This is a genomic window from Actinoplanes sp. NPDC051343, assembly GCF_044455125.1.
In the GTDB taxonomy this organism is placed as follows: Bacteria; Actinomycetota; Actinomycetes; order Mycobacteriales; family Micromonosporaceae; genus Actinoplanes.
The window spans coordinates 387,253-409,338 of record NZ_JBITEL010000006.1 but is presented as its reverse complement, the minus strand read 5'-3'; the positions used below and the strand labels follow the sequence as shown (position 1 = coordinate 409,338).

The following is a 22,086-nucleotide window of genomic DNA, read 5'->3' as shown; positions in this document are numbered from 1 at the left end:
GCCCATGTCTTCCGAGCCCATGCCCGACGCGGTCATCGAACTGCTCCGCCAGCCCAACCCGGCCGTCATGGCCACCGTCGCCGCGGACGGCCGCCCGGTGTCCGTCGCCACGTGGTACCTGTTCGAGGACGACGGCCGCATCCTGCTCGGCCTCGACGCGACCCGGGTCCGCATCAAGCACATCCGGCGCGACCCGCGCATCTCGCTGACCGTGCTGGCGAGCGACGACTGGTACACCCACGTCAGCGTCCAGGGCCGCGTCGTGTCGATCGCCGACGACGAGGGCCTGCGGGACATCGACCGCCTGTCGACGCACTACAACGGAAACGCCTACCCCGACCGCACCAGCCCGCGCGTGAGCTGCCAGGTCGAGGTCGAGCGCTGGCACGCCTGGGGCAAGCTCCGCGACGCGTGACCCGGCCCGGCGGTCAGCTGCCCGTGATCGACCAGTGCCAGGCCTCGGACGGCAGGTTCACGAAGCCGTACTTCGAGGCGTTGGCGGCCAGCCACTTGTAGGCCGGGCTGGCGTGGTTGGGGATCGTCTTGCCGCCGGTGCTCAGGTCGACCGCCAGGCCCAGTTCGTGCAGCGACCGGCCGGGGATGGCGGTCGGCACCCGGCACGACGAGGCCGGCGCGGTCCACACGTCCGGGCAGCCGTTGGTGGTGCGCAGCGCGATCTGCTGCGCCTTGGTGCGGAAACCGCCGCCGGACAGCTTGACCCCCGCCTTCGCGGCGTCGTCGATCATGCGCTGGAACGGGTACGCCACGGCCTTGTTGACCGTGATCCCGTACACCTTGGTCGTGTTCGCGACGGTGAACGTGGCCCGGCTCTGGTCGACGACGTCCTGGCTGAGGCCGGACGCCTGCCCGGCCACCGACGCGATCAGCGCGGGCATACCGGCGATCTTCTGCTGCGCGTCGGCCACCGCCTGATTGGCGGCGACGATCGCGGTCGTGGCCGTCGCGACCCGGGCGGCCGACGAGGTCTGCACCGTGCGGGCCGCGACCAGCCCGTTCCAGGCCGTCCGCAGTGCCGCGTCGCGGGTCTTCACGGTCGCGTTGGCCGAGTCGAGGGCCTTCTGGGCGGCGGCAACCTTGGTCTTGCTGACCGGCTTCGCCTTCTGCGCCGCGGTCAGCGCGGTCTTCGCGCCGGCCGCCGCGGTCTTCGCCGCCGCAAGGCTCGCCTTGGCGGCCTCGTCCTTCACGGTCACCCCGGCCAGCGCGATGGCCGCGGTGGTGGCCGCCATCTGCGCCTTGACCAGGTCGGCGTTCCGGGCCGGGACGGCCGCCTTGAGCCCCGGCAGCGACGCGTTGAGCTTGACCGACGCCGTGTCGAGGTCGAGCTTCCGCCTCATCAGCTGCGCCCAGGTGACTCCGGCGTTGGCGTCGGCGGGCGCGGGATCGGCGGCCTGTGCGGGTACGGCCGAACCGGCGACGGCCAGCAATACCGCCAGAGCGAGCATCGGTTTTTTCACAGCGCCACGGCCTCCCCAGGTCGACGCGGGACAGGCGACCCGCGAGCATGGGTTCCGATCGGTGACGCAGGCCACCGCTTGAGAAATCCCCGGGTGCGCCGGCGGGGTACGCCGGGTGCGGCTCGGTTGCCGGCGCCCGGCCGGTCTCGGCTGCCGGCGCCCGGCCGGTCTCGGCTGCCGACGCCCGGCCGGTCTCGGCTGCCGACGCCCGGCCGGTAAGGAACAGACCGGTCGACGACGCTGATGAGCTGACTGAAAGGCGGTAAATCCATGACGACGGTCATCGCGTTCGACGTCAACGAGACCCTGCTCGACCTGCGGGCGCTCGACCCCCGGTTCGCCGACGTCTTCGGCGATGCCGGGCTACGCCAGCAATGGTTCGCGCAGATGCTCCAGTTGTCCTTCGTCGGCGGGCTGACCGGCGAATACGTCGACTTCACGACCGCGCAGCACGCGGCGCTCCGGATGCTTTCCGCGCGTACCGGAAAGGTGATCTCCGCGGCGCAGTCCGCGGCGATCGTCGGAGCGATGAGTTCGCTGCCGCCGCACCCGGAGGTGCCGGCGGCACTGGCCCGGCTGCGGGCCACCGGGGTGACCATGGTGGCGCTGACCAATTCGGTGCAGGCGGTCGCCGAGGCCCAGATCGCCAACGCCGGCCTCCGCGACCAGTTCGACTCGGTCATGTCGGCCGACTCGGTGCGCCGGCTGAAGCCGGCCCCCGAGCCTTACCGGGCGGTCGCGCAGCGGTTCGGCGTCACGCTTGCTTCGGTACGCCTGGTGGCCGCACACGCCTGGGACATCTCCGGCGCCCTGGCCGCCGGGTGCCGGGCCGCCCTGGTCCAGCGGCCGGGCGTGGTGGCAAGCCCGCTCGGCCCGCAGCCGGACATCACCGGCCCGTCCCTGACCGAGGTCGCCGACCAGATCATCCAGGCCAGCGCCGACTGAACCGGGCCGAGGCCCGCCTCGGTTGCCGGCTCCTGGTAGACAGTCGATTTCACCAATCTCGGTGTGCGTGCAACCCCGCCCGCGCCGCCGCGCCTCTTAGCGGTGACGAAGGGAGGACCCACCTTGGGAGCCGAAGACGCGGACGAATTCCGCGAGTTCGTCCGCGGGCGGTTCGAGCCGCTGCGTGCGCTGGCCTACGTGACCTGTGGTGACTGGCAGGCCGCGGAGGATGCGGTCGCCGGGGCCATGGCCAAGCTTTATCTGCGCTGGGGCAAAGTTACCGCGCCCGACGCGTACGCCCGGACGATGGTGGTCCGGGCCGCGATCCACGAGAAGCGGCGGCCCTGGCGCCGGGAGCGGGCGGTCGGTGACGCGCTGCCCGACGTGGCCGGGCCCGATCCGTCGGGCGAGGTCGACGAACGTCTGCGGCTGTCCGCCGCCCTGAGCCATGTGCCGAAGCGCCAGCGGGCCGTGCTCGTCCTGAGGTTCCTCGAGGGTCTCAGCGTCGAGGAGACCGCGGAGATCCTGGGGTGCCGGCCCGGCACCGTCAAGAGCCAGAGCGCGCGGGGGCTGGACACGTTGCGGGCCGTACTGGCCGCTGAAGACATCACCCTGCACGCGGAGGAAGGGAACGGCAATGTCGTACGACATTCAGGACGTCTTAGAGTCGGTGCGGGGCGGGGCGCCGGCGCCCCACACGACGACTGACGACATCATCGCCCGCGCCAAACGGCGCAGGACCAGGCGTAGGCTCGGGATCACCGCCGCGGGCATCGCGGCCTGCCTCGGCATCGTCATGACCGCCACCCTGCTTCCCGGCGGCACGCCGAACATGGAGGTCGCGGGTGAGCCGATCCCGTCGGGGCCCACCGGGCCGCGGCCGATCGAGAAGGCGCTGCCGATCAAGCACGTCGACTTCAGCTCGACGCTCGGGAGCTACCGGGCGGGCGCCTACCAGGTCGGCCCGGCCGGGCAGGTCGCCGCGGGCTACCAGCAGATGCCGGTCTACAAGGACGGCGAGACCTGGGAGGACGACGACACCCACGTCAACTATCCCTACGCGGGGTCGACGCTCACCGTCTACGCGCCCGGCGTGTACGACCCGGGGTCGTTCGCGTTCGGTGAGGACGCGACCCTGAAGATCGGCGACAAGTACACGGTCAAGATCGGTGACCGGCCCGGGTTCGCGATCGATTTCACCTACTCCCAGCCCGGCAACGAGAGCAACAAGTTCGTGCGGACGGCGCTGGCCTGGCAATACCGGACCGGAGCGTGGGCGACGCTGGTCCCGAACTACGAGCACGGCCCGCTGCCCCGGGCCGATGCGATCCAGATCGCGGCCGGGCTGATCACCTCGGCCAGGAAGCAGCAGCTCAAGGTGCCCTACAAACTGGGTTATCTGCCGAAGGGCTGGCAGGCGGTGGCGGTCACCCAGACCCCGGTGGCGACCAGCACCTCGCTGTCGACGCTCATCCTGCACCCGGGCCCGGAGGCCAATCCGGCCCTGCTGCTCGACGAGTCGGCGCCAAGCACCGTGGTGATCGGGGTGTCGCGCGCCCGCGACACCAAGGAACACCTGGTCGAGGGCCTGAACTGCTTCCCCGGCCGGCAGGAGTGCACGATCGTGCACGGTGACTATCTGATCGGCGTCGGTTCGTGGGACCAGCCCGACGCGGTCGTCAAGAAGATCGCCGAGGGGCTGAAGTTGAAGGACCTCAGCGACCCGAGCACCTGGGTCGTCCCGAACGCCTGACGAAAGCGGCCCGGCTTGGAAGAGCCGGGCCGCTCCAGATTACGACAACGACCAGATCTGGTTGGAGGCAGCGGTGCAGCTCCAGATCTGCAGCTTGGTCCCGTTCACGGTCCCCTTGCTCACCGCGTCCAGGCACTTGCCCGAGTTCGCGTTCACCAGTTGGCCGTTCGCGGCCAGGGACCACTGCTGGGCCCCGGTCCCGTTGCAGGTGTAGAGCTGGACCGCGGCGCCGTTGGTCGCGCTCGCGGCGGCCACGTCCAGGCATTTCCCGCTCGCCGGGTTGGTGACGGCGCCGCCGCTGAGCGACCACGCCTGGTTGTCGGCGCCGGTGCAGCTCCACAGCTGGATCGGGGTCGCGTCGGCGGTCGCGTGGCCGGTGATGTCGAGGCATTTGCCCCTGGCCTGCCCGACGATCGCGTGCGAGGCCGGCGGCGGGAGCGTTCCGCCGGGCGGGATGGTCAAAAGCACGGCACTGCCGGTGGGCACGCTCACCGGATAGCCGCCGGCTCCGGCGGCAATTGCGGTTCCCGACGGTACGGAGATAGCGCCATCGCCGCCCACTTGGGCGCCCTGAACGCGTACGTCGGAAGCGGTGGAGGTCAACGATGAGCCGGTCATCGTGACCGCCGTGGCGGTGTTGCCGCCGACCCCGCTGACCTGGACGCTGACCGGTGTTCCGCCCGGCGCGTCCTTGTCTAGGAGCATGACCCGGGTGCTGCCGTCGGCCTGGCGCACCGCGAAGGCCCGCACCGAGCCGGACGCCGTGGCCGGCAGGAACGAGCCGGTGCCCATCCTCGAGACCATCAGCATGCCGTAGTAGAGCGGCGCCGGGCCGTACGCGTTGTTGGCCTTGTCGGTGGCGTTGGCGGCGCAGATAGGCGTGTAGGTGACGCCGCAGACGTCCAGGTTGCCGTGGAAGTTCATGCCGGTGACGCCGTTCTGGGCGCCGGACAGCAGGTATTCGATGCCCCACAGCGCGGACGCGTAGACGTTGCTGACCCCGGGCGTGCCGCTGCAGGCCGACGAGTTGGTCTCGTCCATCCGGAACGACAGGCCACGCGCGCCGGCCAGGCCGACGTCGGTGACGAACCGGTTGGTGGCGTTGGTCGCGGTGGTGCTCGACAGCAGTTGCGCGATCGTGGCCGTGCTGCCGCCGCAGTTGCTCAGCGGATAGTAGTGGGCGGCCGCGAACGACAGCCGGGCCTTCTCGTCGTCGAGGAACTGCGACGGTACGACACCGGACCAGTTGGGGCCGATCAGCTTGGCGGTGCTGCCGACCGTGTTGGCGCAGGTCTGCCACTGCGGGTGATAGGTGGTGTAGCTGTAGCTGGGGTAGAGGTCGGGCTCGTTGCCGCACTCGACGCCGAGCAGCTTGGAACCGAAGGCGGAGGCGGCGTACGGCACCTCGTCGGCCACGCTCGCCTGGTCGTAGTGCTTGAGGTTGACGCCGTACTCGACCTTCCAGCCGGTGGCGTTGCTCAGCGCGACGACCCGGTTGAGCGCGGTGCGGTCGACGACGTTGGTGGCCCACGACGGCTGGGCCAGGTTGCCCGGCTGCCACCAGGTGCTGTTGTCCATCGAGTTGCCGCCGAACCGGAGGTGGCCGGCCGGGGTCAGGGTGTCGAGCAGGTGGGCGAGGTTGCCCTTGGTGCTGTCGAGCGCGGTGCCGGCGACGATCGACTCCTCGTAGGACAGGCCGAGGTAGTCGGACGGCAGTGCGCCGGACGGGTGGGTCGGGTCGACGGTGACCGAGACGGTAGCCGCTGCGGCGTGCGCCGCGACCGGTGTCGAGATCGCGGTCGCCGCGGCCAGGGCGACGGCCGCGGCCAGCCGGCCTCGGCGGTGGGGATGGGGTTTCACAGGACCTCCGGGGGAGATATATCGAGAACCTGTCCACAAGAGTGGACAGGTTTACATGAATGGATGTCAACCACTGTTAGTAAGGTTTATTTTTATTCGCTCAACGCAGCGAGGCGCCTGCCGCGCGGAGCTGCTCCAAGGCCGCCACCGCCCGCCGGGCGAAGTCGTCGGCCGTGTCGCGGTCGCCCTCGGACCACTCGGCGAAGGCCCGCTTGAAGGCGAGCAGCCCCAGCTCGGCCGCGAGCTCGGCGGTCGGGCCGGGCACGCCGCGCGCGACGAGCGCGGCGGTCATCGCGGCGGCCAGGCTCACGCTCTTGAGGGCGTCGCGTTCCTGCAGTTCAGTGCTCGCGGCGATCGCCGCCTTCAGCCGCGGGGCGAGCTCCCGGTTCATCGGGCCCATCGTGCTCGACGCGCGCACGAGCCCGGCCGCGACCGCCGCCAGCGGTGACGCGTCGGCCGGCGCCTCGGCGATGCCCTCGGCCAGCAGGCGGCTCATCGTCTCCTGCCCGGCGACCAGCAGTTCGCGCTTGTCGGGGAAGTGCCGGAAGAAGGTGCTCTTGGTAACTCCGGCTCGTTCGGCGATCTGCGTGACCGTCGTCGCGTCGTACCCCTGCTCGGTGAACAGGTCGACCGCGGCCAGCACGAGGCGTTCGCGCGCACCCGGTTCCCATCGGCCCATGCGGCCCATCATAGGTGATGGGACTCTTGTCCCATCACCCTGTTACAGTGACGGGACAAGAGTCCCATCACTCGAGGAGAAGTTCCATGCGCGTCTTCGTCACCGGTGGCACCGGCCTGATCGGTTCCGCCGTCGTCGCCGAACTGCTCGGCCACGGCCACACCGTGCTCGCCCTCGCCCGCTCCGACGCGTCCGCCACGGCCGCCGAAAAGGCCGGCGCCGAACCGCTGCGAGGCGGGCTCGCCGACCTCGACACCCTGCGGACCGGCGTCGCCCGGGCCGACGGCGTGATCCACCTCGCCTTCGGCAACGACTTCAGCAGCCCCGAGGCGGTCGCCAACTCGGTTGCCGAGGAGACCGCCGCCCTCACGACCCTGGGCCAGGAACTCGTCGGCAGCGACCGCCCGTTCGTCACGGTCTCGGGCACGCCGTGGGTGCCGGGCCGCGCGTCCACCGAGGCCGACCCACTGCCGACCGACGGACCGGTCGGCGGCCGCGGCATCGCGGTCACGGCCGTCCTCGAGCTGGCCTCCCAGGGCGTACGGACGTCGGCCATCCGCCTGCCGCGCACGGTCCACAACAACGGCACCGGCGGGTTCGCCGGCCTGCTGACCCAGATCGCCCGGCAGACCGGCGTCTCCGGCTACCCGGGCGACGGCACCCAGCGCTGGCCGGCCGTGCACGCGCTCGACGCGGCCGTCCTCTTCCGGACCGCCCTGGAGCAGGCACCGGCCGGCAGCGCCTGGCACGCCGTCGACGACGAGGGCGACCGGGTCCGCGACATCGCCGAGGTGATCGGCCGGCGACTGGGCCTGCCGGTCGAGCGGGTGCCGGAGGAGACGTACGGCCCGCTCGGCGTGATCTTCGCGACCGACCAGCCGTCGTCGAGCGCACACACCCGGCAGGCCCTGGGCTGGAAGCCCCAGCACCCGAACCTGCTCGCCGACCTGGAGAACCTCCAGCCCTGAACCTCGGTGGCCGCCTCCGTTTGATGACCGGATGGCGCTGAACCGGCTGGGACAGTCGGTGATCGGCCGGCTACCGTCCCAGCCCCTTCCCCCGTCGGGTGTCACGGTCGGCGGAGAAACCACCCATGGCCGGTAGGCTCAGGGCGTGGCGGTCTGGCGTGGTGTCCGAAACACCGAGAGGCTGCGCCGGCTCGAGGCACTCACCGATGCGGCGCTGTCCCGGCTCGACGTGTCCGATCTGCTCGACGAGCTGCTCGACCGGGTGCGTGACCTCCTCGATGTCGACACCGCCGCCATCCTGCTGCTTGACGAGCACTCCGGCCAGCTCGTGGCGACCGCGGCCAAGGGGCTCGAGGACGAGGTGCGCCGCGGGTTCCGGGCGCCGGTGGGGCGCGGGTTCGCGGGCAGCATCGCCGCGAGCCGGCAGCCGCGGGTGCTGGCCGACGTCACGCCCGCCGACGTGCTCAACCCGGTGCTGATCGAGAAGGGCATCCGCTCGCTGCTCGGGGTGCCGATCTTCGCCGCCGGCGAGGTGGTCGGCGTGCTGCACGTCGGCACGACCGCGCAGCGGCGGTTCACCGACGACGACATCCTGCTGCTGCAGGCGGCGGCCGACCGGGCCGGGGTGGCGGGCCAGGTGCGCAGCCGCAAGCTGGAGCAGGCGGCCGCGGTCGCCCTGCAGCGCAGCCTGCTGCCCAACCGGTTGCCGTCGGTGCCCGGCGTCAGCCTGGCCGCCCGCTACGTGCCGGGCCACGAGTTCGGCGTCGGCGGCGACTGGTACGACGTCTTCACCCTCCCCTCGGGCCACCTCGGCATGGTCATCGGCGACGTCTCCGGCCACGGACTCGCCTCGGCGGTCGTGATGGGCCGCGTCCGCAGCGCGCTCCGGGCGTACGCGCTGACGACCGACGACCCGGCCGAGGTCATGACGCTGCTCGACCGCAAGGTCCGGCACTTCGAGGCGGGGGCGCTGACCACCGCCCTCTATGCGACCCTCTCCCCCGACCGTACGGTCATGACCGTCTCGTCGGCCGGTCACCTGCCGCCCGTCCTGGCCGTTCCCGAGTCTTGCGCGCGGCTGGCCCAGATCCCGGTCGACCCTCCGCTCGGCATCGGCCGAGCGCGCCGGCCACGGCGCAGCACCTCCGTCGACCTGCCCGAGGGCGGGCTCATGCTGTGCTACACCGACGGCCTGGTCGAACGGCGTGACGCACCGATCGACGACGGCCTGGACGCGCTGACCGCCCTGGTCACGGCCGACGACCCGGAGCAGGTCTGCACCACGGTGATGGCCTCGCTCGGCAGCGATCAGCCGGGCGACGACGTCGCCCTGCTGGCGGTCCAGCGGCACGCCGCGGGCACGCCGCGGGTACGCCGTAACCCGTTCGAGTGGGCGTAGCCCGAAGCCCACTGGGTATGGAGATCCGTCATGGAAGCACTGCGCCTACCCTTCTCCCACGCGGAGGACAGCGCAGCGATCCGGCAGTGCGCCGCTGAACTCCTCGACGGCCAGCCCGCCGAGACCGTTCAGGACGTCCTGCTGGTCATCACCGAGCTGATCGACAACGTCGTCCAGCACACCGGGGGCGGCGGCGAACTTCACCTGCGGCGCCAGGACGCCACGGTCTGGGTCGAGGTGCACGACCACAGCCGGGTGTTTCCGCAGGTCCAGCCGGCGGATCTTCGCCGGCCGGGCGGCCGGGGCCTGCTGCTGGTGGCCGCGGTCACCGACCGCTGGGGCAGCGAGCCGACCCCGACCGGCAAGCTGGTCTGGGCACGCCTGGGCGCGCCCTGCTAGGACGCCTGCCGGACGGGCATGTCGGCCAGCCACACTTCGGCCAGCTCGCCGAGGGGGATCTCCAGTGCCTGGCTGAGGCCGACCACGGTGCCGAACGCCGGCGCGGGCAGACGACCCGCCTCGATCTTGCGCAGGGTCTCGGGCGAGATGCCGGCCGCCACGGCCACCTCGACGAGGCTGCGGCCGGCCCGCGCGGCCCGGAGTGCGACACCGAGGCGCTGGCCTGCTGCGATCTGCTCGGCGGTGAGCGGTTGGCGAACCATGCCAGCAGGATAGCCCTCCTCTCCGGGCCCGAAGCGGCATGGTATAAAAATACCGCCCAGGAAGAAGGAGGCTGTCGTGATCGAGCTCAAGTCCGCCGAGGAGATCGGCCGGATGGGTGTGGCCGGCCAGTTCGTCGGTGAGCTGCTCGCCGAACTGCGCGGGGTCGCCGCGGTCGGCGTCAACCTGATGGACATCGAGCGCCACGCCCGCCGCCGGATCAAGGAGCGGGGCGCCGAGTCCTGCTACTGGGACTACGCACCGTCGTTCGGCCGCGGCCCGTTCCGCAACGTGCTGTGCCTGTCGGTCAACGACGCGGTGCTGCACGGCCTGCCGCACGAGTACGTCCTGCGCGACGGCGACCTGCTCAGCATCGACATGGCGGTCGGCATCGAAGGCTGGGTCGCCGACTCCGCGCTCTCGGTCGTCGTCGGCACCCCCGACCCGGCCGACCTGAAGCTGATCGAGGCAACCGAGGTCGCTTTGGAGGCCGGCATCAAGGCCGCCCAGCCCGGCGGTCGCCTCGGCGACATCTCGGCCGCGATCGGCGAGGTCGCCCACTCGTACGGCTACGGCGTCAACGGCGAATTCGGCGGCCACGGCATCGGCCGCACCATGCACGAGGCGCCGCACGTCGCCAACAGCGGCCGCCCGCGCCGCGGCATGAAGCTCGACCCCGGGCTCACCATCGCCATCGAACCCTGGCTCTGCGCCGCCACCGACAAGATCCGGTACGACGAGGACGGCTGGACCATCCGCTCGGCCGACGGCTCCCGCACCGCCCACTCCGAGCACACGATCGCGATCACGGAGTCGGGCCCGCAGGTGCTGACCCGCCGCCCGGCCACCGGCACCGGCCCGGCCGACCCGGCCCGGAGGTCCGCCACCGCACCCTAGTAGGGCTCCGGTCAGGATGTCGCGGCCGAGGACAACGACCGGGGTCGTGCCGACCTCGCCGATCGCGGTTCTCCGTGCGCGGTTGACCAACTCCGCTGGGCCGCATCACGGGCGCCGGCAGCTACCGCCTCGGTGAGCCTCAGCGGACGTCGAGGTTGGCGAAGAGGACGCTCGCGCCGCCGGACGAGCCGGTGACCCCGAGCGCCACCCCGCCCGAGGCCAGAGTCGGATCGTCGAGGGCGGCCTGCAGGGCGAGGATGCCGTCGATCGAGACGGCCGCGTGATGGTCGTCCACGGCGATCGACACCAGGTGACGGGTGCCCGGCTGCAGGGCGGTCGACGGCACCCGGCCGATCGACTGTGGCAGCCCGGTCCCGGCCGACACCAGCTCCAGCGAGTCGGCGCAGGCGCTCAGCTCGTACCCGTGCTGGTCGCGACGCCGGAACCACACCGTCGCACACGACCCGGCCGACGACAGGGTCATCTCGACGCCGATCGTCCGGCTGCCCGGGAACGCGTCGGCCGGCCCCCGGCACTGGTAGGTCGAACCGGCCGCCGACCGGGCCCGCAACCCCTTGTCGGCGAAGGCGCAGCTGCCGGTATCGTCCGAGCTCGGCCGGAAACGCCCGGGCGCGGACAGCGGATCGAAGAACGACGGCCCTTTGGCCACGAGCGCCTCGGCCGAGGTGGCGGGCACGCTGCTGGGCCCGGCCGACGGCTTCGCGTCGCCTGCGGTCCGGGCGTACGCCACACCGGCCCCGACCAGTGTCAAAGCGAGCAACGCCGCGATCGTGTAGAGCATCCGCCGCGTGGTGGCCACGCCGCGCTTGCGCCCCGGCTCGCCGGAATTCTCCCCCGGCGCGGCCGAGATCAGCTCGCCGAGCAGTTGCCGCGAGTCGAACCGCCCGTTCGGATCGGCCGGCGAGGCGGCGGTCAACGGCAGCGACTCCCCCAGCCGGCGCGGGCCACCCATCCAGGCCGGCTCACCCAGCCGCGACGGCGCGTCCGGCCGCCCCTCGACCCGCGACGGCTCTTCCGGCCGGAGAAACTCGCTCAGCCGCGAAGAGTCACCAACCCGATGCGACCCACCCGACCGTGCCGACCCACCCGACCGTGCCGGGTCACCGGACCGGGCCGGATCGCTCGACCGGGCCGGATCAAGCGAGCGGGCGGGGTCGCTCGATCGCGAGGGGTCCAGGGCGCGGGCAGGGTCGCTCGATCGCGAGGGGTCCAGCGAGCGCGCGGGGTCACTGGACCGGGACGGGTCGAGGGACCGATATGGATCGGCATACCGCGACGGGTCGGCCGAGCGGGCGGCGTCACCCGAGCGCGCCGGGTCAAACGACCGGTAAGGATCAGTAGACCGCAACCGGTCGTGCGAGGGCGACGGGTCCGCCGATCGGGACGGGTCCAGCGAACGCGGCGGATCGAGCGAACGGGCGGCGTCGCTTGACCGCGCCGGGTCAACCGACCGATAAGGATCGTCCGAGCGGGACGGGTCGAGCGATCTGGCTGGGTCGAGGGAGCGGGACGGGTCGAGGGAGCGGGGCGCGGAGGAGAACAGGTCGGCGGGCAGGGCCGGGGCGCCCAGGGCCGCGGCGGCGCTCGGTGGCAGGAGGCCGCCCGGCAGCGCCGTCTTGGGGGCGCCGACCGCCAGCAGCAGCTGGAGCAGTTCGGTGGCGGTCGGGCGTTGCGCCGGATCCTTCGACAGGGCGCGCTGGACCAGGTCGACCAAGGGTTCGGGCAGGCCGCTGAGGTCGGGCTGGACGGCGAGGATGCGGGCGGCGGTCGCCATCGGGGAGTCGCCGCCGAACGGGGTTCGGCCGGTTCCCGCGTACGTGACCACGGCCCCCCACGCGAAGATGTCGGCGGCCGGGGTTGTCTCGCCGAGGGTCGAGTCGAGGCGTTCCGGTGCCATGTAGGCCACCGTGCCCATGACCTGGTCGGTGCGGGTGTGCCGGCTGCTGGGTTCCAGCGCCCGCGCGATGCCGAAGTCGATGACCTTGGGCAGGCCGAGGGAGAACAGGACGTTCGTCGGCTTCAGGTCGCGGTGGATCACGCCGGCGCCGTGGATCGCGGTGAGTGCCGCTGCCACCCCGACTGCCACGCCCTGCAGGTCGCCGGCTGCCATCGGGCCGCGCTCGCGGATGATCTCCTGCAGGCTGGGGCCGTCGACGTAGTCGACGATCAGGTAGGGCGTCTCGTGGTCGGGGTCGGCGTCGAGCACGGCCGCGGTGCAGAACGACGGCACCTGCAGGACCCGCGCGACCTCGCTGCGGAAGCGGGCCCGGAACTCCTCCTGATCGGCATATTCCGGGCGGATGGCCTTGACCGCGACCACCCGGCCGTCGGCGGCCCGGCCCAGATAGACCGTGCCCATGCCGCCCTCGCCGAGCCGCCCGAGCAGCTGATAGCCGCCCAGCCACCGCGGATCGTGTGGCCTCAGTGGCCGAGTAGCCATATTAAAGAGCTCCCGAGTGCTTCTGCGCCGCCAACAAGTCATCACCGCGGATCCGGCGGGCACCGGAGCCACGGCATCACTGTGGAGGGCGCAATCAAGGTACAGGGGCCGGAAAGGTCCGAGATAGCTCTACTGATCAGTAGATACCGCGGTGGCACCGGGATGAATCCACGGTGAAAGCGGCCGGCGCGACGCTCCACTTCGAAGAATGACGAAAGGGAGTGCGAGATGACAGCGGCGGTGGCGGTCGATGGGCTGCGCAAATCGTTCGGCGGGAAGGTCGTCCTCGGCGGGATCGACTTCGAGGTGCCGGCCGGGACGACGTTTGCGCTGCTCGGGCCGAACGGGGCGGGCAAGACGACCACGGTGCAGATTTTGTCCACGCTGATCCGCTTCGACGCCGGGTCGGTGCGGGTCGCCGGGCACGACGTGGCGAGGGAGCCCGCGGCGGTGCGGAAGAACATCGGGGTGACCGGGCAGTTCTCGGCGATCGACGATCTGCTGACCGGTTCCGAGAATCTTTCACTGATGGCCGATCTCGGCCATCTGGAACGGGCGGACGGCCGGCGCCGGGTCGGTGAGCTGCTCGAACGGTTCGATCTGGTCGGGGCGGCCGGTAAGCCGGCGTCGACGTATTCGGGTGGGATGCGACGGCGGCTCGACCTGGCGATGACGCTGGTCGGCCGCCCCCGGCTGATCTTCCTCGACGAGCCGACGACCGGGCTCGACCCGCGCAGCCGCCGCGTGATGTGGCAGACCGTGCGGGACCTGGTCGCCGACGGCGTGACGATCTTCCTGACCACCCAGTATCTGGAGGAGGCCGACCAACTGGCCGACCGGATCGCGGTGCTCGACGGGGGCCGCCTGGTCGCCGAGGGAACGGCCGAGGAACTGAAGCGGGGCGTGGCCGGTGGACACGTACGCCTGAAATTTGCCGGCGCCGACGCGCTGAAGGCTGCGGCAGAGGCCGTCGGCGGGGTGGCGGACGGCGAGCAGATGACGCTGCGCGTGCCCAGCGACGGGGGTGTGCATGCGCTGCGCAGCCTGCTCGGGCAGCTCGACGCGGCCGGCGTCGACATCGAGGACCTGTCGGTGCACCGGCCCGACCTCGACGACGTTTTCCTGGCGCTGACCGGCACGACGACGGAGGCTTCGCGATGACCGACGCGGCGATCATGGTGCGGCGCAACCTGCGGCACACCGTACGGAATCCGAGCGCGATCATCATGACGATAGCGATGCCGGTGCTGCTGCTCCTGCTGTTCGTGGGCGTTCTCGGCGGCACCCTGAACGCCGGGTTCGGAGCCGCCCGCGCCGAGGACTACATCGACTACGTCGTCGCCGGCGTGCTGATCATGACGGTCGGCTATGGAGCGACGACCACCGCGCTGGCGGTCAACCGCGACATGCGGGCCGGCATCATCAACCGTTTCCGGACGATGGCGGTCTCGCGTTCATCGGTGCTGACCGGGCACGTGATCGGTTCGGCTGCGCGGACTCTGCTGAGCGCGGCGCTGGTGATCGTGGTGGCGCTGGCGCTCGGCTTCCGGCCCGGCGGCGACGCGCTGCGCTGGCTCGGCGCGGCGGGGCTGGTCGCGCTGCTCACGGTGGCGCTGACCTGGTTGGGGGTGGCGGTCGGGCTGGCCTCGCCGACGGCCGAGGGTACCGGGCCGTTCACGCTGGTGGTGCAGTTGCTGCCGTTCCTGAGCAGCGCGTTCGTGCCGCCGGGCGCGATGTCGGGTGCGGTGCGGTGGTTCGCGGCGCACGAGCCGTACACGCCGGTCATCGACGCGCTGCGGGGGTTGATGCTGGGCACGCCGGTCGGCCACGACGGGGTCATCGCGGTGCTGTGGTGCCTCGCCCTGGCCGCGGTCGGCTACCTGTGGGCGACGCTGCTGTTTCGCCGCGATCCGAATCGCTGAGCAGTTCGAGGGCCGCCGCGCGCAGTCCCTCGTGGTCGAGCCCGGCGTAGGCCGCCACCGCGGCGGCGTATGCCGGGCGATCCGCGTCGCGGGCGCTCGGCGCGAACAGCGCCGGCGGCGCGAAGGCGCTCAGGAAGCCGAACCGTTCCGCGAGGGCGATCGTCCGCGCCGCGGCCGCCGGGTCGCCACGCTCGATCCGCACCGCGGCCAGTGCGACCAGGAGAACGCCGCAGACTCGGAAGTAGGCCGCCGGGGCGCCGGGCACCAGTGACGCCAGCGTCCCCGGCAACGCGTCGGCCAGGTCGCCGACCTGGTCGAACCGCTCGTGCCGGCAATGCGCGAGCACCGCGACCGCCTGCACCTCGGCCGCCCACAGCCCGCCCGCCCCGGCGAGACCGGCCGCCGCCTCCCGCCACAGCGCCAGGCCGCCGTCGACGTCGCCGCGGCCGCGGCGGATCTCGGCCCGGGTGCAGAGGTCGACCATTTTCGGCCCGGCGTCCTCCAGCCGTACGCCCCGGGCCAGACGTTCGAGGGACTCCTCGGCCCGGTCGAACGCGCCGCGCTGGAGGTCGGCGAGCACGAGCGCCCACCGGGCCCGGGCCGCGCTCGACCACGCCCCGAGCTGCTCGGCGATCGTCAGCGCGGCGTCGATGTGCCGGTAGGCCTCCTCCCCCGGCTCGACCTGCAGGCACAGTTCGCCGATCCGGGAGTGGGCGAGCGCGCGCAGCCACGGGTCGGAATCACCGACGTGGGTGAGCATCCGGCGGGCCGCCCGCAGCGCGGTGACCAGGTCGTTGGTGTACTCGGCCAGATAGCTGTAGCCGTAGTTGGCGATGCCGGCGAGGATCGGCCGGTCGCTGTCGCAGAGGTCCTTCAGCGCCTGCTCGTCGGAGGCACCGAGCGCCAGCTGGGCCGCACCGACCACCGTGCCCGGGTCGGGCGGCGGTAACCGGCGCAGCACGGCGACCGCGTGCACCGGGTCGGGACCGCGGACCAGCAGGGTGATCACCGCGCACCACACGGCGGCCGCTCGGGTCGCCTCGACCAGCTCCGGCGGCGGCCGGAAGTGGGCCAGCACCCCGGGCACCTCGGCGGCCAGGGCGGCCAGCCGGGTCAGCTGGGAGTCGGTCAGCCACAGCGCGCCGAGCAGGGCGGCGGTCGCGGCGACGGTCGCGCCGTCCTCGAGGTCGAGGCCGTAGCGCAGGGCCCGCACCAGGTTGTCCTCCTCGACCCGGATCGTCTCGACGCTCCCGGCCAGGTATTCGTCCTGTCGTGCGCCCAACGCCCGGGCCCAGTCGAGGAAGCGCTGCTCGACGGCAGCAGTCTCGCCGGCCTCCTCGCGGCGGGCGATGCTGAACTCGCGAACCGTCTCAAGCATGCGGAAGCGGGTGCCGTCCGCGGTGTCGGCCACCTTGAGCAGCGACTGGTCGACCAGCTGCTCGACGACGGCGTCGCCGGTGAAGAACCGGGCGGCGGCCGAGTCGAAGCCGCCCGGGAAGACCGACAGCGCGCGCATCGCCCGCTGTGCGTCCGCTTCCAGCAGCCGCCAGCTCCAGTCGATCACCGCGTGCAGGGTGCGGTGGCGTTCGGGATAGTCGCGGTTTCCGCCCCTGAGCAGCTCGAACCGGGCGTCCAGCCGCCGGGCGATCTCGGCCGGCGACATGGTGCGATTGCGGGCCGCGGCCAGTTCCACCGCCAGCGGAAGGCCGTCGAGGTTGCGGCAGATGCCTTCGGCCGCCTCGGCCGGGACCGCGGTCGGGCGGGCCGCGCGGGCGCGTTGCACGAACAGCTCCACACTGGTCGGCAGGTCCAGCTCGGGCAGCGGATAGACCGACTCCGACGACAGCCCGAGCGGTGCCCGGCTCGTCGTCAGCACCCGCAGCTCGGCCGACCGCTCGACCAGCGTCCGCACGAGGGCGGCCACCTCGCCGATGACGTGTTCACAGTTGTCGAGCACGAGCAGACCGGCGCCGAGAGCCTCGACGACGCCGTTCACCCCGGCCACGCCCAGACTCGAGGCCACTTCGGTCTCGACGTCGCCGGCCACGCCGGCGAGCTCCACGAAACAGACGAGGCGCTGCCGGGCCTGACGGCCCACGGCCTGCGCCAGCCGGGTCTTGCCGAGGCCGCCGGCTCCGACTACGGAGACCACTCTTGCCGTACGCAGGAGAGCCGTGACCTCGACCAGGTCGCCGTCGCGTCCGAGCAACTCGTTGGGTTCGTGCCGCAGCCCCTGGCGGACCGGCGGGACGTCCTCGAGCAGCAGTTCCCGGTGCAGCGCCCGCAGGGCGGGCCCCGGGTCGATGCCGAGTTCGTCGCGCAGCGCCCGTCGATAGGCCTCGTAGCGGGCCAGCGCGGCGGCCGGGGCCTGGCCGCGCAGGAGCTCGAGGAGGACCTCCTCATCGCGCGGGTCGGCAGCGGCGAGTGCGGTCAGCGGCTCGGCCGCCTCGGCGGCCCGGCCCAGACGCGCGAGGGCGAGGGCGCGCGTGCGGCCCAGCGATCGGAAAGTGGCGGCCCGGGCGACGCTCAGCGGGCCGTCGCCGGGGCCGCCGTCGGCGCGGAAGAGCGCGAGGCCCCGCTCCGCCGCGGCCAGGGCCGCCGCGTGGTCACCGGACCGGGCGCACCGCTCGGCCTCCCGCGCCCGCAGGAGCACCGCCGAGGAGTCGACCTGCTCCGGGTCGAGCACCAGGCGGTAACCCGTCGGAGTGTTCTCGATGACCGCGGCGCCGAGCCGCGAGCGGGCCCGCGACACCAGCGTCTGCAACGCCTTGGCCGGATGTTCCGGCAGCTCGTCCGGCCACAGCTGTTCGATCAGCCGGCCCGCGCCGCACCCGGTCTCCAGATCGTCGGCGAGCAGCGCGAGGAGGCCGCGCAGCCGGGCCCCCGTGATCTCCTCGCCGCGCCAGGCGGCCCGCGACAGCAGGGTGAGCTCAACGGTCATCGCCCGCCAGGTTAGACGCACCAGCGGTGTTATCGGCGTCCCGCCGGGTGGGTTAGCGTGCTTTCGTGAAGTTCAAGCTGAAGCTCGGCCGCTGGCAGCTGATCCTCCTGATCGCCGCCGTGGTGGTCGTCGCGGCCCTGCTGGTCCATCGTTCCAGGTCGTCCGCCCCGGCCGGTCCCGGCACGATGGACTCCCACGCCTCGCAGGCCTGCACCGACTTCGCGCACGGCTACTCGAAGGCCACGAACAAGCCGGCCCGGCTGTCCCTGGCCGACAAGGTCACCGCCTCGTCGGCCAAGAGCGACAACCGGACGATCCGCGACAAGGCCATGGCGATCGGCCGCAACGCCGACGACGCCACCCACTGGCGGGCCAGCGGCAGCGACTTCCTCGACGCCTGCCACGGCGCCGGTTTCACCGGCTGACTATTTCGTCGCCCGGCCGGTCAGCTTGTCGCGGAGACGGTCGACCAGACCGACGCCGGGGCCGACCAGCTTGTGGAACAGCTCGCTGTTCGGGGCGCTCGGGTGCGGGCGGGTCGGTGCCAGTTTCTTCGCCGTCTCGACCTTGCCGGCCAGCTCCTCGAGTTCGGACGCCGGCACCTTGCGGCGCAGCTCCGGGAACTGCTCGGTCTCCTCGTCCTGCACGTGGTCGGCCAGCACCGCTTCGAGGTGGCGGAGGTTGGCGTCGAACTCGGCGCTCGACACGTCCACGCCCTCCAGGGTCTTCATCGCCTCCTCGAGCTCCTTGTGCTCCGAGACGTCGTGCTCGACGGCCTGGTCGCCGTCGTCGAGGTACTTGCGCATCGCCGGGTAGACGTACATCTCCTCGGCGACCGCGTGCCGCACCAGTTCGCTGATCGCCGTGTCGGTGAGGTCCCGGCGGATCATCGGGTCCTTGACCGTCCAGATCTCGCCGATCAGCGCCGTGACGTCACGGTGATCGGCGGTGAGCACGTCGACCACGTCCTTGCCGCTCATATGTCCTCCAGGGTCGGTGGAGCCGCGGGATACCCGGATTCTCGGCACATACTCTTTTGTTTGGCGGGCCCCCACGCGGGAAGCCGAGACCTATGGGATTCATGGACAAGGCCAAGGACTTCGCCGGCGACCACGACAAGCAGGTTGACGAGGGCATCGACAAGGCCGGCGATCAGGTCGACAAGCGCACCGACAACAAGTACGACTCGCAGGTGGACAAGGGCGTCAACGCGGCGCAGGAGCACACCGGCGGCGGCGACACCCAGCAGTAACCTGGCTCAGAACGTCCCGCGATAGAGCGAACACCCCCGGCAGACCGCCGGCGGATCGTCACTCATCAGCCGGCGGCGGAACTCGCGATAGCCCGGGCCGTCCCAGATCTCGGGGAAGCTCTGCTCCCCCAGGTCGCCGAGGGCGGCCCGGTCGTCGCCCATCACCATGCAGCACGGCTGCACGGCCCCCGCGCTGGTGACGTAGACCGCCTCCCACGGCCAGTCGCACCCCCGGTCGTCCAGTGGGGTCACCGAGGCCGAGGGCAGCCGTAGGCGCAGCCCGGTGCCGGCGGCGGCCGCGACCGCGTCCTCGAACGCCTCCTCGAACGCCGGGGACCCGCTCCACAGCGCCTGCTCGGCGGTGAAGTCGCGGATCCCGGCGTACTGCCCGGCCGGATCGGTGTCGGAGAAGCTGTGCGACAGGTTCTGCACCCTCAGCTCGTCGACCCCGATCGACGTCAGCAGCCGCACCAGCGCCGGCAGCTCGGCCACGTTGTCCCGCATGGCGACGAACACCACCCGGATCCACGGGGTCGCGCTCCCGGCCGCCTGCTTCGCCGCGACCAGCCCGGCGAGGTTGCCGACCACGGTGGCGAAGCGTGCGCCCGGCCGCACCTTCTCGTACGTCTCCGGGGACGCCCCGTCCAGCGAGACGTGCAACCAGTCGACTCCGGTCGCCACCAGCTCGTCGGCCCGGCGCCGGCTGAGCAGGGTGGCGTTGCTGTTGAACCCCACCCGGATGCGGCGCTGCACCGCCGTACGGATCATGTCCGGCAGGAAGGGTGAGAGGAGCGGCTCGCCCAGCCCCTGCAGGGTTATCCGCCGCAAGGCGGGAAGGTCGCCGACCAACCGGCGGAACAGTTCGAGCGGCATCGCCCCGGCCAGCTTGTTGACCGGCGCTCGATAGCTCACCAGACACATCGTGCACCGCAGGTTGCAGGCCGACGTGATCTCCACCTGCAGGTGCGAGGGCAGCGGGGTCGAAGTCATGGGCGCCGCGTTCCCGGCGCGAGCGGCCCGAAACCCCACTTGCCGGGTCGCGCACCCGCCGGCGACGGCCCTCATCGATCTCGGCCGGTCGCCGTCTGGTTTCCTTTCATCGACAGCGTGGAGAGGAAACCAGACCGATGGCCGACGAACAGGCGCCGCCACCCCCGCCGCACCGGCCGCGCGGGTTCACGCCGGTCGAGCTCGGCTTCACGCCCGCCAAGCCGGTCGCCTGGCTGTCGCCGGTGCAGCTGGCGGGCACCGGGCTGCGGGTCGCGCTGGCCGGCATCCAGGGCAGCTACCTCGACAAACGGGAGCTGCAGGCGTCCTTCCCCGACCACGTGCACTCCGAGATCGGCCCGGGCGGCGACACCTGGCTCGACTTCGTGGCCGACCTGGGCGACGGCTTCGACGCGACCTATTCCGTCGCGTACCTCATGGCGCAGGAGACGCTGAGCGTCGGTGACCATGAATTGCCGCGAGGGCAGGCGCTGGTGCTCGGCGGTGACGAGGTCTATCCGACGCCGAGCCCGGAGCGTTATCAGGACCGGATGATCGGCCCCTACCGGGCGGCGATGCCGATGCCGCCGCCGGGCGACGAGGCGCCGACGATGTACGCCCTGCCGGGCAATCACGACTGGTACGACGGGCTCACCGCGTTCCTGCGCATCTTCACCGGCTCGCGGGCGACCGAGATCGGCGGCCGGCGGCTGCCGCAGGCCCGGTCCTACTTCGCGGTCGAGCTGCCGGGCGACTGGTGGCTGCTGGCGATCGACGACGAGGCGTCGACCTACATCGACGACCCGCAAATCGCGTACTTCACGCGGGTCGCCGCGAAGTTCGGGCCGCAGACCAAGGTGCTCATCGCTTCGGCCAGCCCGACCTGGGTGCAGGCGGCCGACAAGCCGGCCGCCTACGCCTCGCTCGACTACTTCGTCCGCACGGTCGTCGAGCCGACCGGCGCCCGCATCCCGCTGATGGTCTCCGGCGACTGGCATCATTACGCCCGCTACAGCGGCGCCGACCGCGAGCTCATCACCTCCGGCGGCGGGGGCGCCTACCTCTATCCGACGCATCAGCTGCCGGAGGAGATCGAGGTTCCGCCGCCGGCGCTGCCCTCGGCATCGAAGCGGCAGGGCTACGACCTCCGGTCCCGCTTTCCGAGCAAAAGGCTTTCCCAGGCGTATGCGGCCAGCATCTTCGCCCGCCTGCCCAAGCACAATCCGAGCTTCATCGGCATGGTCGGTGCCGTGCACACCGCGCTGCTGCTGGCGGCCAGCGGCGTGATCCACAGCGGTTTCGGCAGCGCGCTGCAGAAGTTCGCCCTGGTGCCGCTGTTCATCCTGGCCGCCGCGGTGATGGCCGGCACGTACGGCTTCGCGCACCTGAGCGACTCGGTGCTCGGCCGCCCGACCCGCCGCGTCATCGGGCTGCTGCACGGTGCCGCGCATCTGGCGCTGGCCGCGCTGGGCACCTGGGCGTGGTGGGAACTGCCGCTGCACGCCTGGCCGTGGCCGTGGTCGCTGGTGGCGACGCTTGTCGTCTACGGCGTGGTCTCGGGGTTCGCGGCGACCGAACTGGTGGCGGTCTATCTGCTGCTGGCCGCCCGTTTCGGCGTCAACCTGAACGAGCTGTTCTCGGCGCAGGGCATCATCGACTCGAAGTCGTTCCTGCGCCTGCACTTCGCCGCCGACGGCACGCTGACCATCTATCCGCTGGGCGTGCGCCGCTCGGCCCGCCGCTGGCAGGCCGCCTCACACGGCGAACCGCACCACCCGTGGCTCAACCCGGTCGGCCGCCTGAGGGCGCACCTGATCGAGGAGCCGATCGTCCTGAAGTAGGCCCGCTCTCAGGCCGGCCCGTCTCAGGCCGGCCCGTCTCAGGTGA

At 71.9% G+C, this 22,086-nt stretch carries 21 protein-coding genes; 13 read left to right on the top strand and 8 right to left on the bottom strand.

Translation table 11 applies throughout. From position 1 onward, the window contains the following. Window positions 1-4: 4 nt before the first annotated feature. Entirely contained in the window at window positions 5-415 is a 411-nt protein-coding gene (locus tag ACIA5C_RS22100; RefSeq protein ID WP_396057358.1) for a PPOX class F420-dependent oxidoreductase, read from the top strand. 13 nt (window positions 416-428) lie between these two features. On the opposite strand, the gene ACIA5C_RS22095 is transcribed toward ACIA5C_RS22100, so the two are convergent. Then, complete coding sequence (locus ACIA5C_RS22095; RefSeq protein ID WP_396057356.1) at window positions 429-1,475, bottom strand: M15 family metallopeptidase; 1,047 nt, start codon at window positions 1,473-1,475, stop codon at window positions 429-431. Between the two features lie 270 nt (window positions 1,476-1,745). Here ACIA5C_RS22095 and ACIA5C_RS22090 point away from each other — a divergent pair, with 270 nt between their 5' ends. From ACIA5C_RS22090 to ACIA5C_RS22080, 3 genes are all read left to right on the top strand, one after another. Beyond that, complete coding sequence (locus tag ACIA5C_RS22090) at window positions 1,746-2,420, top strand: haloacid dehalogenase type II (RefSeq protein WP_396057354.1); 675 nt, start codon at window positions 1,746-1,748, stop codon at window positions 2,418-2,420. Window positions 2,421-2,543: 123 nt separating this feature from the next. After that, on the top strand, window positions 2,544-3,128 hold the full coding sequence (locus tag ACIA5C_RS22085) for a SigE family RNA polymerase sigma factor (protein ID WP_396057352.1): 585 nt from the start codon (window positions 2,544-2,546) through the stop codon (window positions 3,126-3,128). After that, window positions 3,058-4,173, top strand: a complete 1,116-nt coding sequence (locus ACIA5C_RS22080; RefSeq protein ID WP_396057350.1) for a hypothetical protein — start codon at window positions 3,058-3,060, stop codon at window positions 4,171-4,173. The genes ACIA5C_RS22085 and ACIA5C_RS22080 overlap by 71 nt, the downstream gene beginning before the upstream one ends. A 39-nt stretch (window positions 4,174-4,212) precedes the next feature. On the opposite strand, the gene ACIA5C_RS22075 is transcribed toward ACIA5C_RS22080, so the two are convergent. Both ACIA5C_RS22075 and ACIA5C_RS22070 read right to left on the bottom strand, forming a co-directional pair. Then, window positions 4,213-6,033, bottom strand: coding sequence for an RICIN domain-containing protein (locus ACIA5C_RS22075; protein WP_396057348.1), 1,821 nt, complete (start codon window positions 6,031-6,033; stop codon window positions 4,213-4,215). A 100-nt stretch (window positions 6,034-6,133) separates the two neighbouring features. Then, window positions 6,134-6,712 (bottom strand): TetR/AcrR family transcriptional regulator, encoded by a 579-nt coding sequence (locus ACIA5C_RS22070; RefSeq protein ID WP_396057346.1) that lies wholly within the window; start codon window positions 6,710-6,712, stop codon window positions 6,134-6,136. A gap of 86 nt (window positions 6,713-6,798) precedes the next feature. Between ACIA5C_RS22070 and ACIA5C_RS22065 the strand changes: the two genes are divergently transcribed. From ACIA5C_RS22065 to ACIA5C_RS22055, 3 genes are all read left to right on the top strand, one after another. Further along, on the top strand, window positions 6,799-7,680 hold the full coding sequence (locus tag ACIA5C_RS22065; protein WP_396057344.1) for an SDR family oxidoreductase: 882 nt from the start codon (window positions 6,799-6,801) through the stop codon (window positions 7,678-7,680). A 145-nt stretch (window positions 7,681-7,825) separates the two neighbouring features. Next, the gene (locus tag ACIA5C_RS22060) at window positions 7,826-9,079 is read left to right on the top strand and encodes a PP2C family protein-serine/threonine phosphatase (RefSeq protein WP_396057342.1); all 1,254 of its coding nucleotides are present in this window, start codon (window positions 7,826-7,828) and stop codon (window positions 9,077-9,079) included. A gap of 30 nt (window positions 9,080-9,109) precedes the next feature. After that, window positions 9,110-9,478, top strand: coding sequence for an ATP-binding protein (locus ACIA5C_RS22055; protein WP_396057340.1), 369 nt, complete (start codon window positions 9,110-9,112; stop codon window positions 9,476-9,478). On the opposite strand, the gene ACIA5C_RS22050 is transcribed toward ACIA5C_RS22055, so the two are convergent. Then, a complete protein-coding gene (locus ACIA5C_RS22050) occupies window positions 9,475-9,741 on the bottom strand; it encodes a helix-turn-helix domain-containing protein (RefSeq protein WP_396057338.1) in 267 nt (88 codons plus the stop codon). The genes ACIA5C_RS22055 and ACIA5C_RS22050 overlap by 4 nt on opposite strands. A gap of 76 nt (window positions 9,742-9,817) precedes the next feature. Here ACIA5C_RS22050 and map point away from each other — a divergent pair, with 76 nt between their 5' ends. Continuing rightward, on the top strand, window positions 9,818-10,636 hold the full coding sequence (map, locus tag ACIA5C_RS22045; protein ID WP_396057336.1) for a type I methionyl aminopeptidase: 819 nt from the start codon (window positions 9,818-9,820) through the stop codon (window positions 10,634-10,636). A gap of 139 nt (window positions 10,637-10,775) precedes the next feature. Here the strand turns inward: map and ACIA5C_RS22040 are convergent, their stop codons facing one another. Next, window positions 10,776-13,097, bottom strand: coding sequence for a protein kinase (locus tag ACIA5C_RS22040; RefSeq protein ID WP_396057334.1), 2,322 nt, complete (start codon window positions 13,095-13,097; stop codon window positions 10,776-10,778). Between the two features lie 228 nt (window positions 13,098-13,325). On the opposite strand from ACIA5C_RS22040, the gene ACIA5C_RS22035 reads away from it, so the two are divergent. Beyond that, a complete protein-coding gene (locus tag ACIA5C_RS22035) occupies window positions 13,326-14,258 on the top strand; it encodes an ATP-binding cassette domain-containing protein (RefSeq protein ID WP_396057332.1) in 933 nt (310 codons plus the stop codon). Beyond that, window positions 14,255-15,019 (top strand): ABC transporter permease, encoded by a 765-nt coding sequence (locus ACIA5C_RS22030; RefSeq protein ID WP_396057329.1) that lies wholly within the window; start codon window positions 14,255-14,257, stop codon window positions 15,017-15,019. Before ACIA5C_RS22035 ends, ACIA5C_RS22030 begins: the two co-directional genes overlap by 4 nt. Here ACIA5C_RS22030 and ACIA5C_RS22025 read toward each other — a convergent pair. Beyond that, the gene (locus ACIA5C_RS22025) at window positions 14,934-17,960 is read right to left on the bottom strand and encodes an ATP-binding protein (RefSeq protein ID WP_396057327.1); all 3,027 of its coding nucleotides are present in this window, start codon (window positions 17,958-17,960) and stop codon (window positions 14,934-14,936) included. The genes ACIA5C_RS22030 and ACIA5C_RS22025 overlap by 86 nt on opposite strands. 65 nt (window positions 17,961-18,025) lie before the next feature. Between ACIA5C_RS22025 and ACIA5C_RS22020 the strand changes: the two genes are divergently transcribed. Continuing rightward, window positions 18,026-18,385: a hypothetical protein gene (locus ACIA5C_RS22020; RefSeq protein ID WP_396057325.1), complete on the top strand. Its 360-nt coding sequence runs from the start codon at window positions 18,026-18,028 to the stop codon at window positions 18,383-18,385. On the opposite strand, the gene ACIA5C_RS22015 is transcribed toward ACIA5C_RS22020, so the two are convergent. Beyond that, the gene (locus tag ACIA5C_RS22015) at window positions 18,386-18,940 is read right to left on the bottom strand and encodes a hemerythrin domain-containing protein (protein WP_396057323.1); all 555 of its coding nucleotides are present in this window, start codon (window positions 18,938-18,940) and stop codon (window positions 18,386-18,388) included. A 92-nt stretch (window positions 18,941-19,032) separates the two neighbouring features. On the opposite strand from ACIA5C_RS22015, the gene ACIA5C_RS22010 reads away from it, so the two are divergent. Further along, the gene (locus ACIA5C_RS22010; RefSeq protein ID WP_396057321.1) at window positions 19,033-19,212 is read left to right on the top strand and encodes an antitoxin; all 180 of its coding nucleotides are present in this window, start codon (window positions 19,033-19,035) and stop codon (window positions 19,210-19,212) included. A gap of 6 nt (window positions 19,213-19,218) precedes the next feature. Here the strand turns inward: ACIA5C_RS22010 and ACIA5C_RS22005 are convergent, their stop codons facing one another. After that, window positions 19,219-20,202, bottom strand: coding sequence for a radical SAM protein (locus tag ACIA5C_RS22005; protein WP_396057319.1), 984 nt, complete (start codon window positions 20,200-20,202; stop codon window positions 19,219-19,221). Between the two features lie 137 nt (window positions 20,203-20,339). Between ACIA5C_RS22005 and ACIA5C_RS22000 the strand changes: the two genes are divergently transcribed. Beyond that, entirely contained in the window at window positions 20,340-22,040 is a 1,701-nt protein-coding gene (locus tag ACIA5C_RS22000) for a metallophosphoesterase (protein ID WP_396057317.1), read from the top strand. Window positions 22,041-22,086: the final 46 nt, after the last annotated feature.

Excerpts from the sequence above, each read along its gene's own strand:
- ACIA5C_RS22030 (WP_396057329.1), top strand. The coding sequence starts at position 14,255 with ATGACCGACGCGGCGATCATGGTGCGGCGCAACCTGCGGCACACCGTA.
- ACIA5C_RS22035 (WP_396057332.1), top strand. The coding sequence starts at position 13,326 with ATGACAGCGGCGGTGGCGGTCGATGGGCTGCGCAAATCGTTCGGCGGG.
- ACIA5C_RS22080 (WP_396057350.1), top strand. The coding sequence starts at position 3,058 with ATGTCGTACGACATTCAGGACGTCTTAGAGTCGGTGCGGGGCGGGGCG.
- ACIA5C_RS22005 (WP_396057319.1), bottom strand. The coding sequence starts at position 20,202 with ATGACTTCGACCCCGCTGCCCTCGCACCTGCAGGTGGAGATCACGTCG.
- ACIA5C_RS22065 (WP_396057344.1), top strand. The coding sequence starts at position 6,799 with ATGCGCGTCTTCGTCACCGGTGGCACCGGCCTGATCGGTTCCGCCGTC.
- ACIA5C_RS22090 (WP_396057354.1), top strand. The coding sequence starts at position 1,746 with ATGACGACGGTCATCGCGTTCGACGTCAACGAGACCCTGCTCGACCTG.
- ACIA5C_RS22070 (WP_396057346.1), bottom strand. The coding sequence starts at position 6,712 with ATGGGCCGATGGGAACCGGGTGCGCGCGAACGCCTCGTGCTGGCCGCG.
- ACIA5C_RS22010 (WP_396057321.1), top strand. The coding sequence starts at position 19,033 with ATGGGATTCATGGACAAGGCCAAGGACTTCGCCGGCGACCACGACAAG.
- ACIA5C_RS22000 (WP_396057317.1), top strand. The coding sequence starts at position 20,340 with ATGGCCGACGAACAGGCGCCGCCACCCCCGCCGCACCGGCCGCGCGGG.
- ACIA5C_RS22100 (WP_396057358.1), top strand. The coding sequence starts at position 5 with ATGTCTTCCGAGCCCATGCCCGACGCGGTCATCGAACTGCTCCGCCAG.
- ACIA5C_RS22040 (WP_396057334.1), bottom strand. The coding sequence starts at position 13,097 with ATGGCTACTCGGCCACTGAGGCCACACGATCCGCGGTGGCTGGGCGGC.
- ACIA5C_RS22025 (WP_396057327.1), bottom strand. The coding sequence starts at position 17,960 with ATGACCGTTGAGCTCACCCTGCTGTCGCGGGCCGCCTGGCGCGGCGAG.
- ACIA5C_RS22015 (WP_396057323.1), bottom strand. The coding sequence starts at position 18,940 with ATGAGCGGCAAGGACGTGGTCGACGTGCTCACCGCCGATCACCGTGAC.
- ACIA5C_RS22055 (WP_396057340.1), top strand. The coding sequence starts at position 9,110 with ATGGAAGCACTGCGCCTACCCTTCTCCCACGCGGAGGACAGCGCAGCG.
- ACIA5C_RS22050 (WP_396057338.1), bottom strand. The coding sequence starts at position 9,741 with ATGGTTCGCCAACCGCTCACCGCCGAGCAGATCGCAGCAGGCCAGCGC.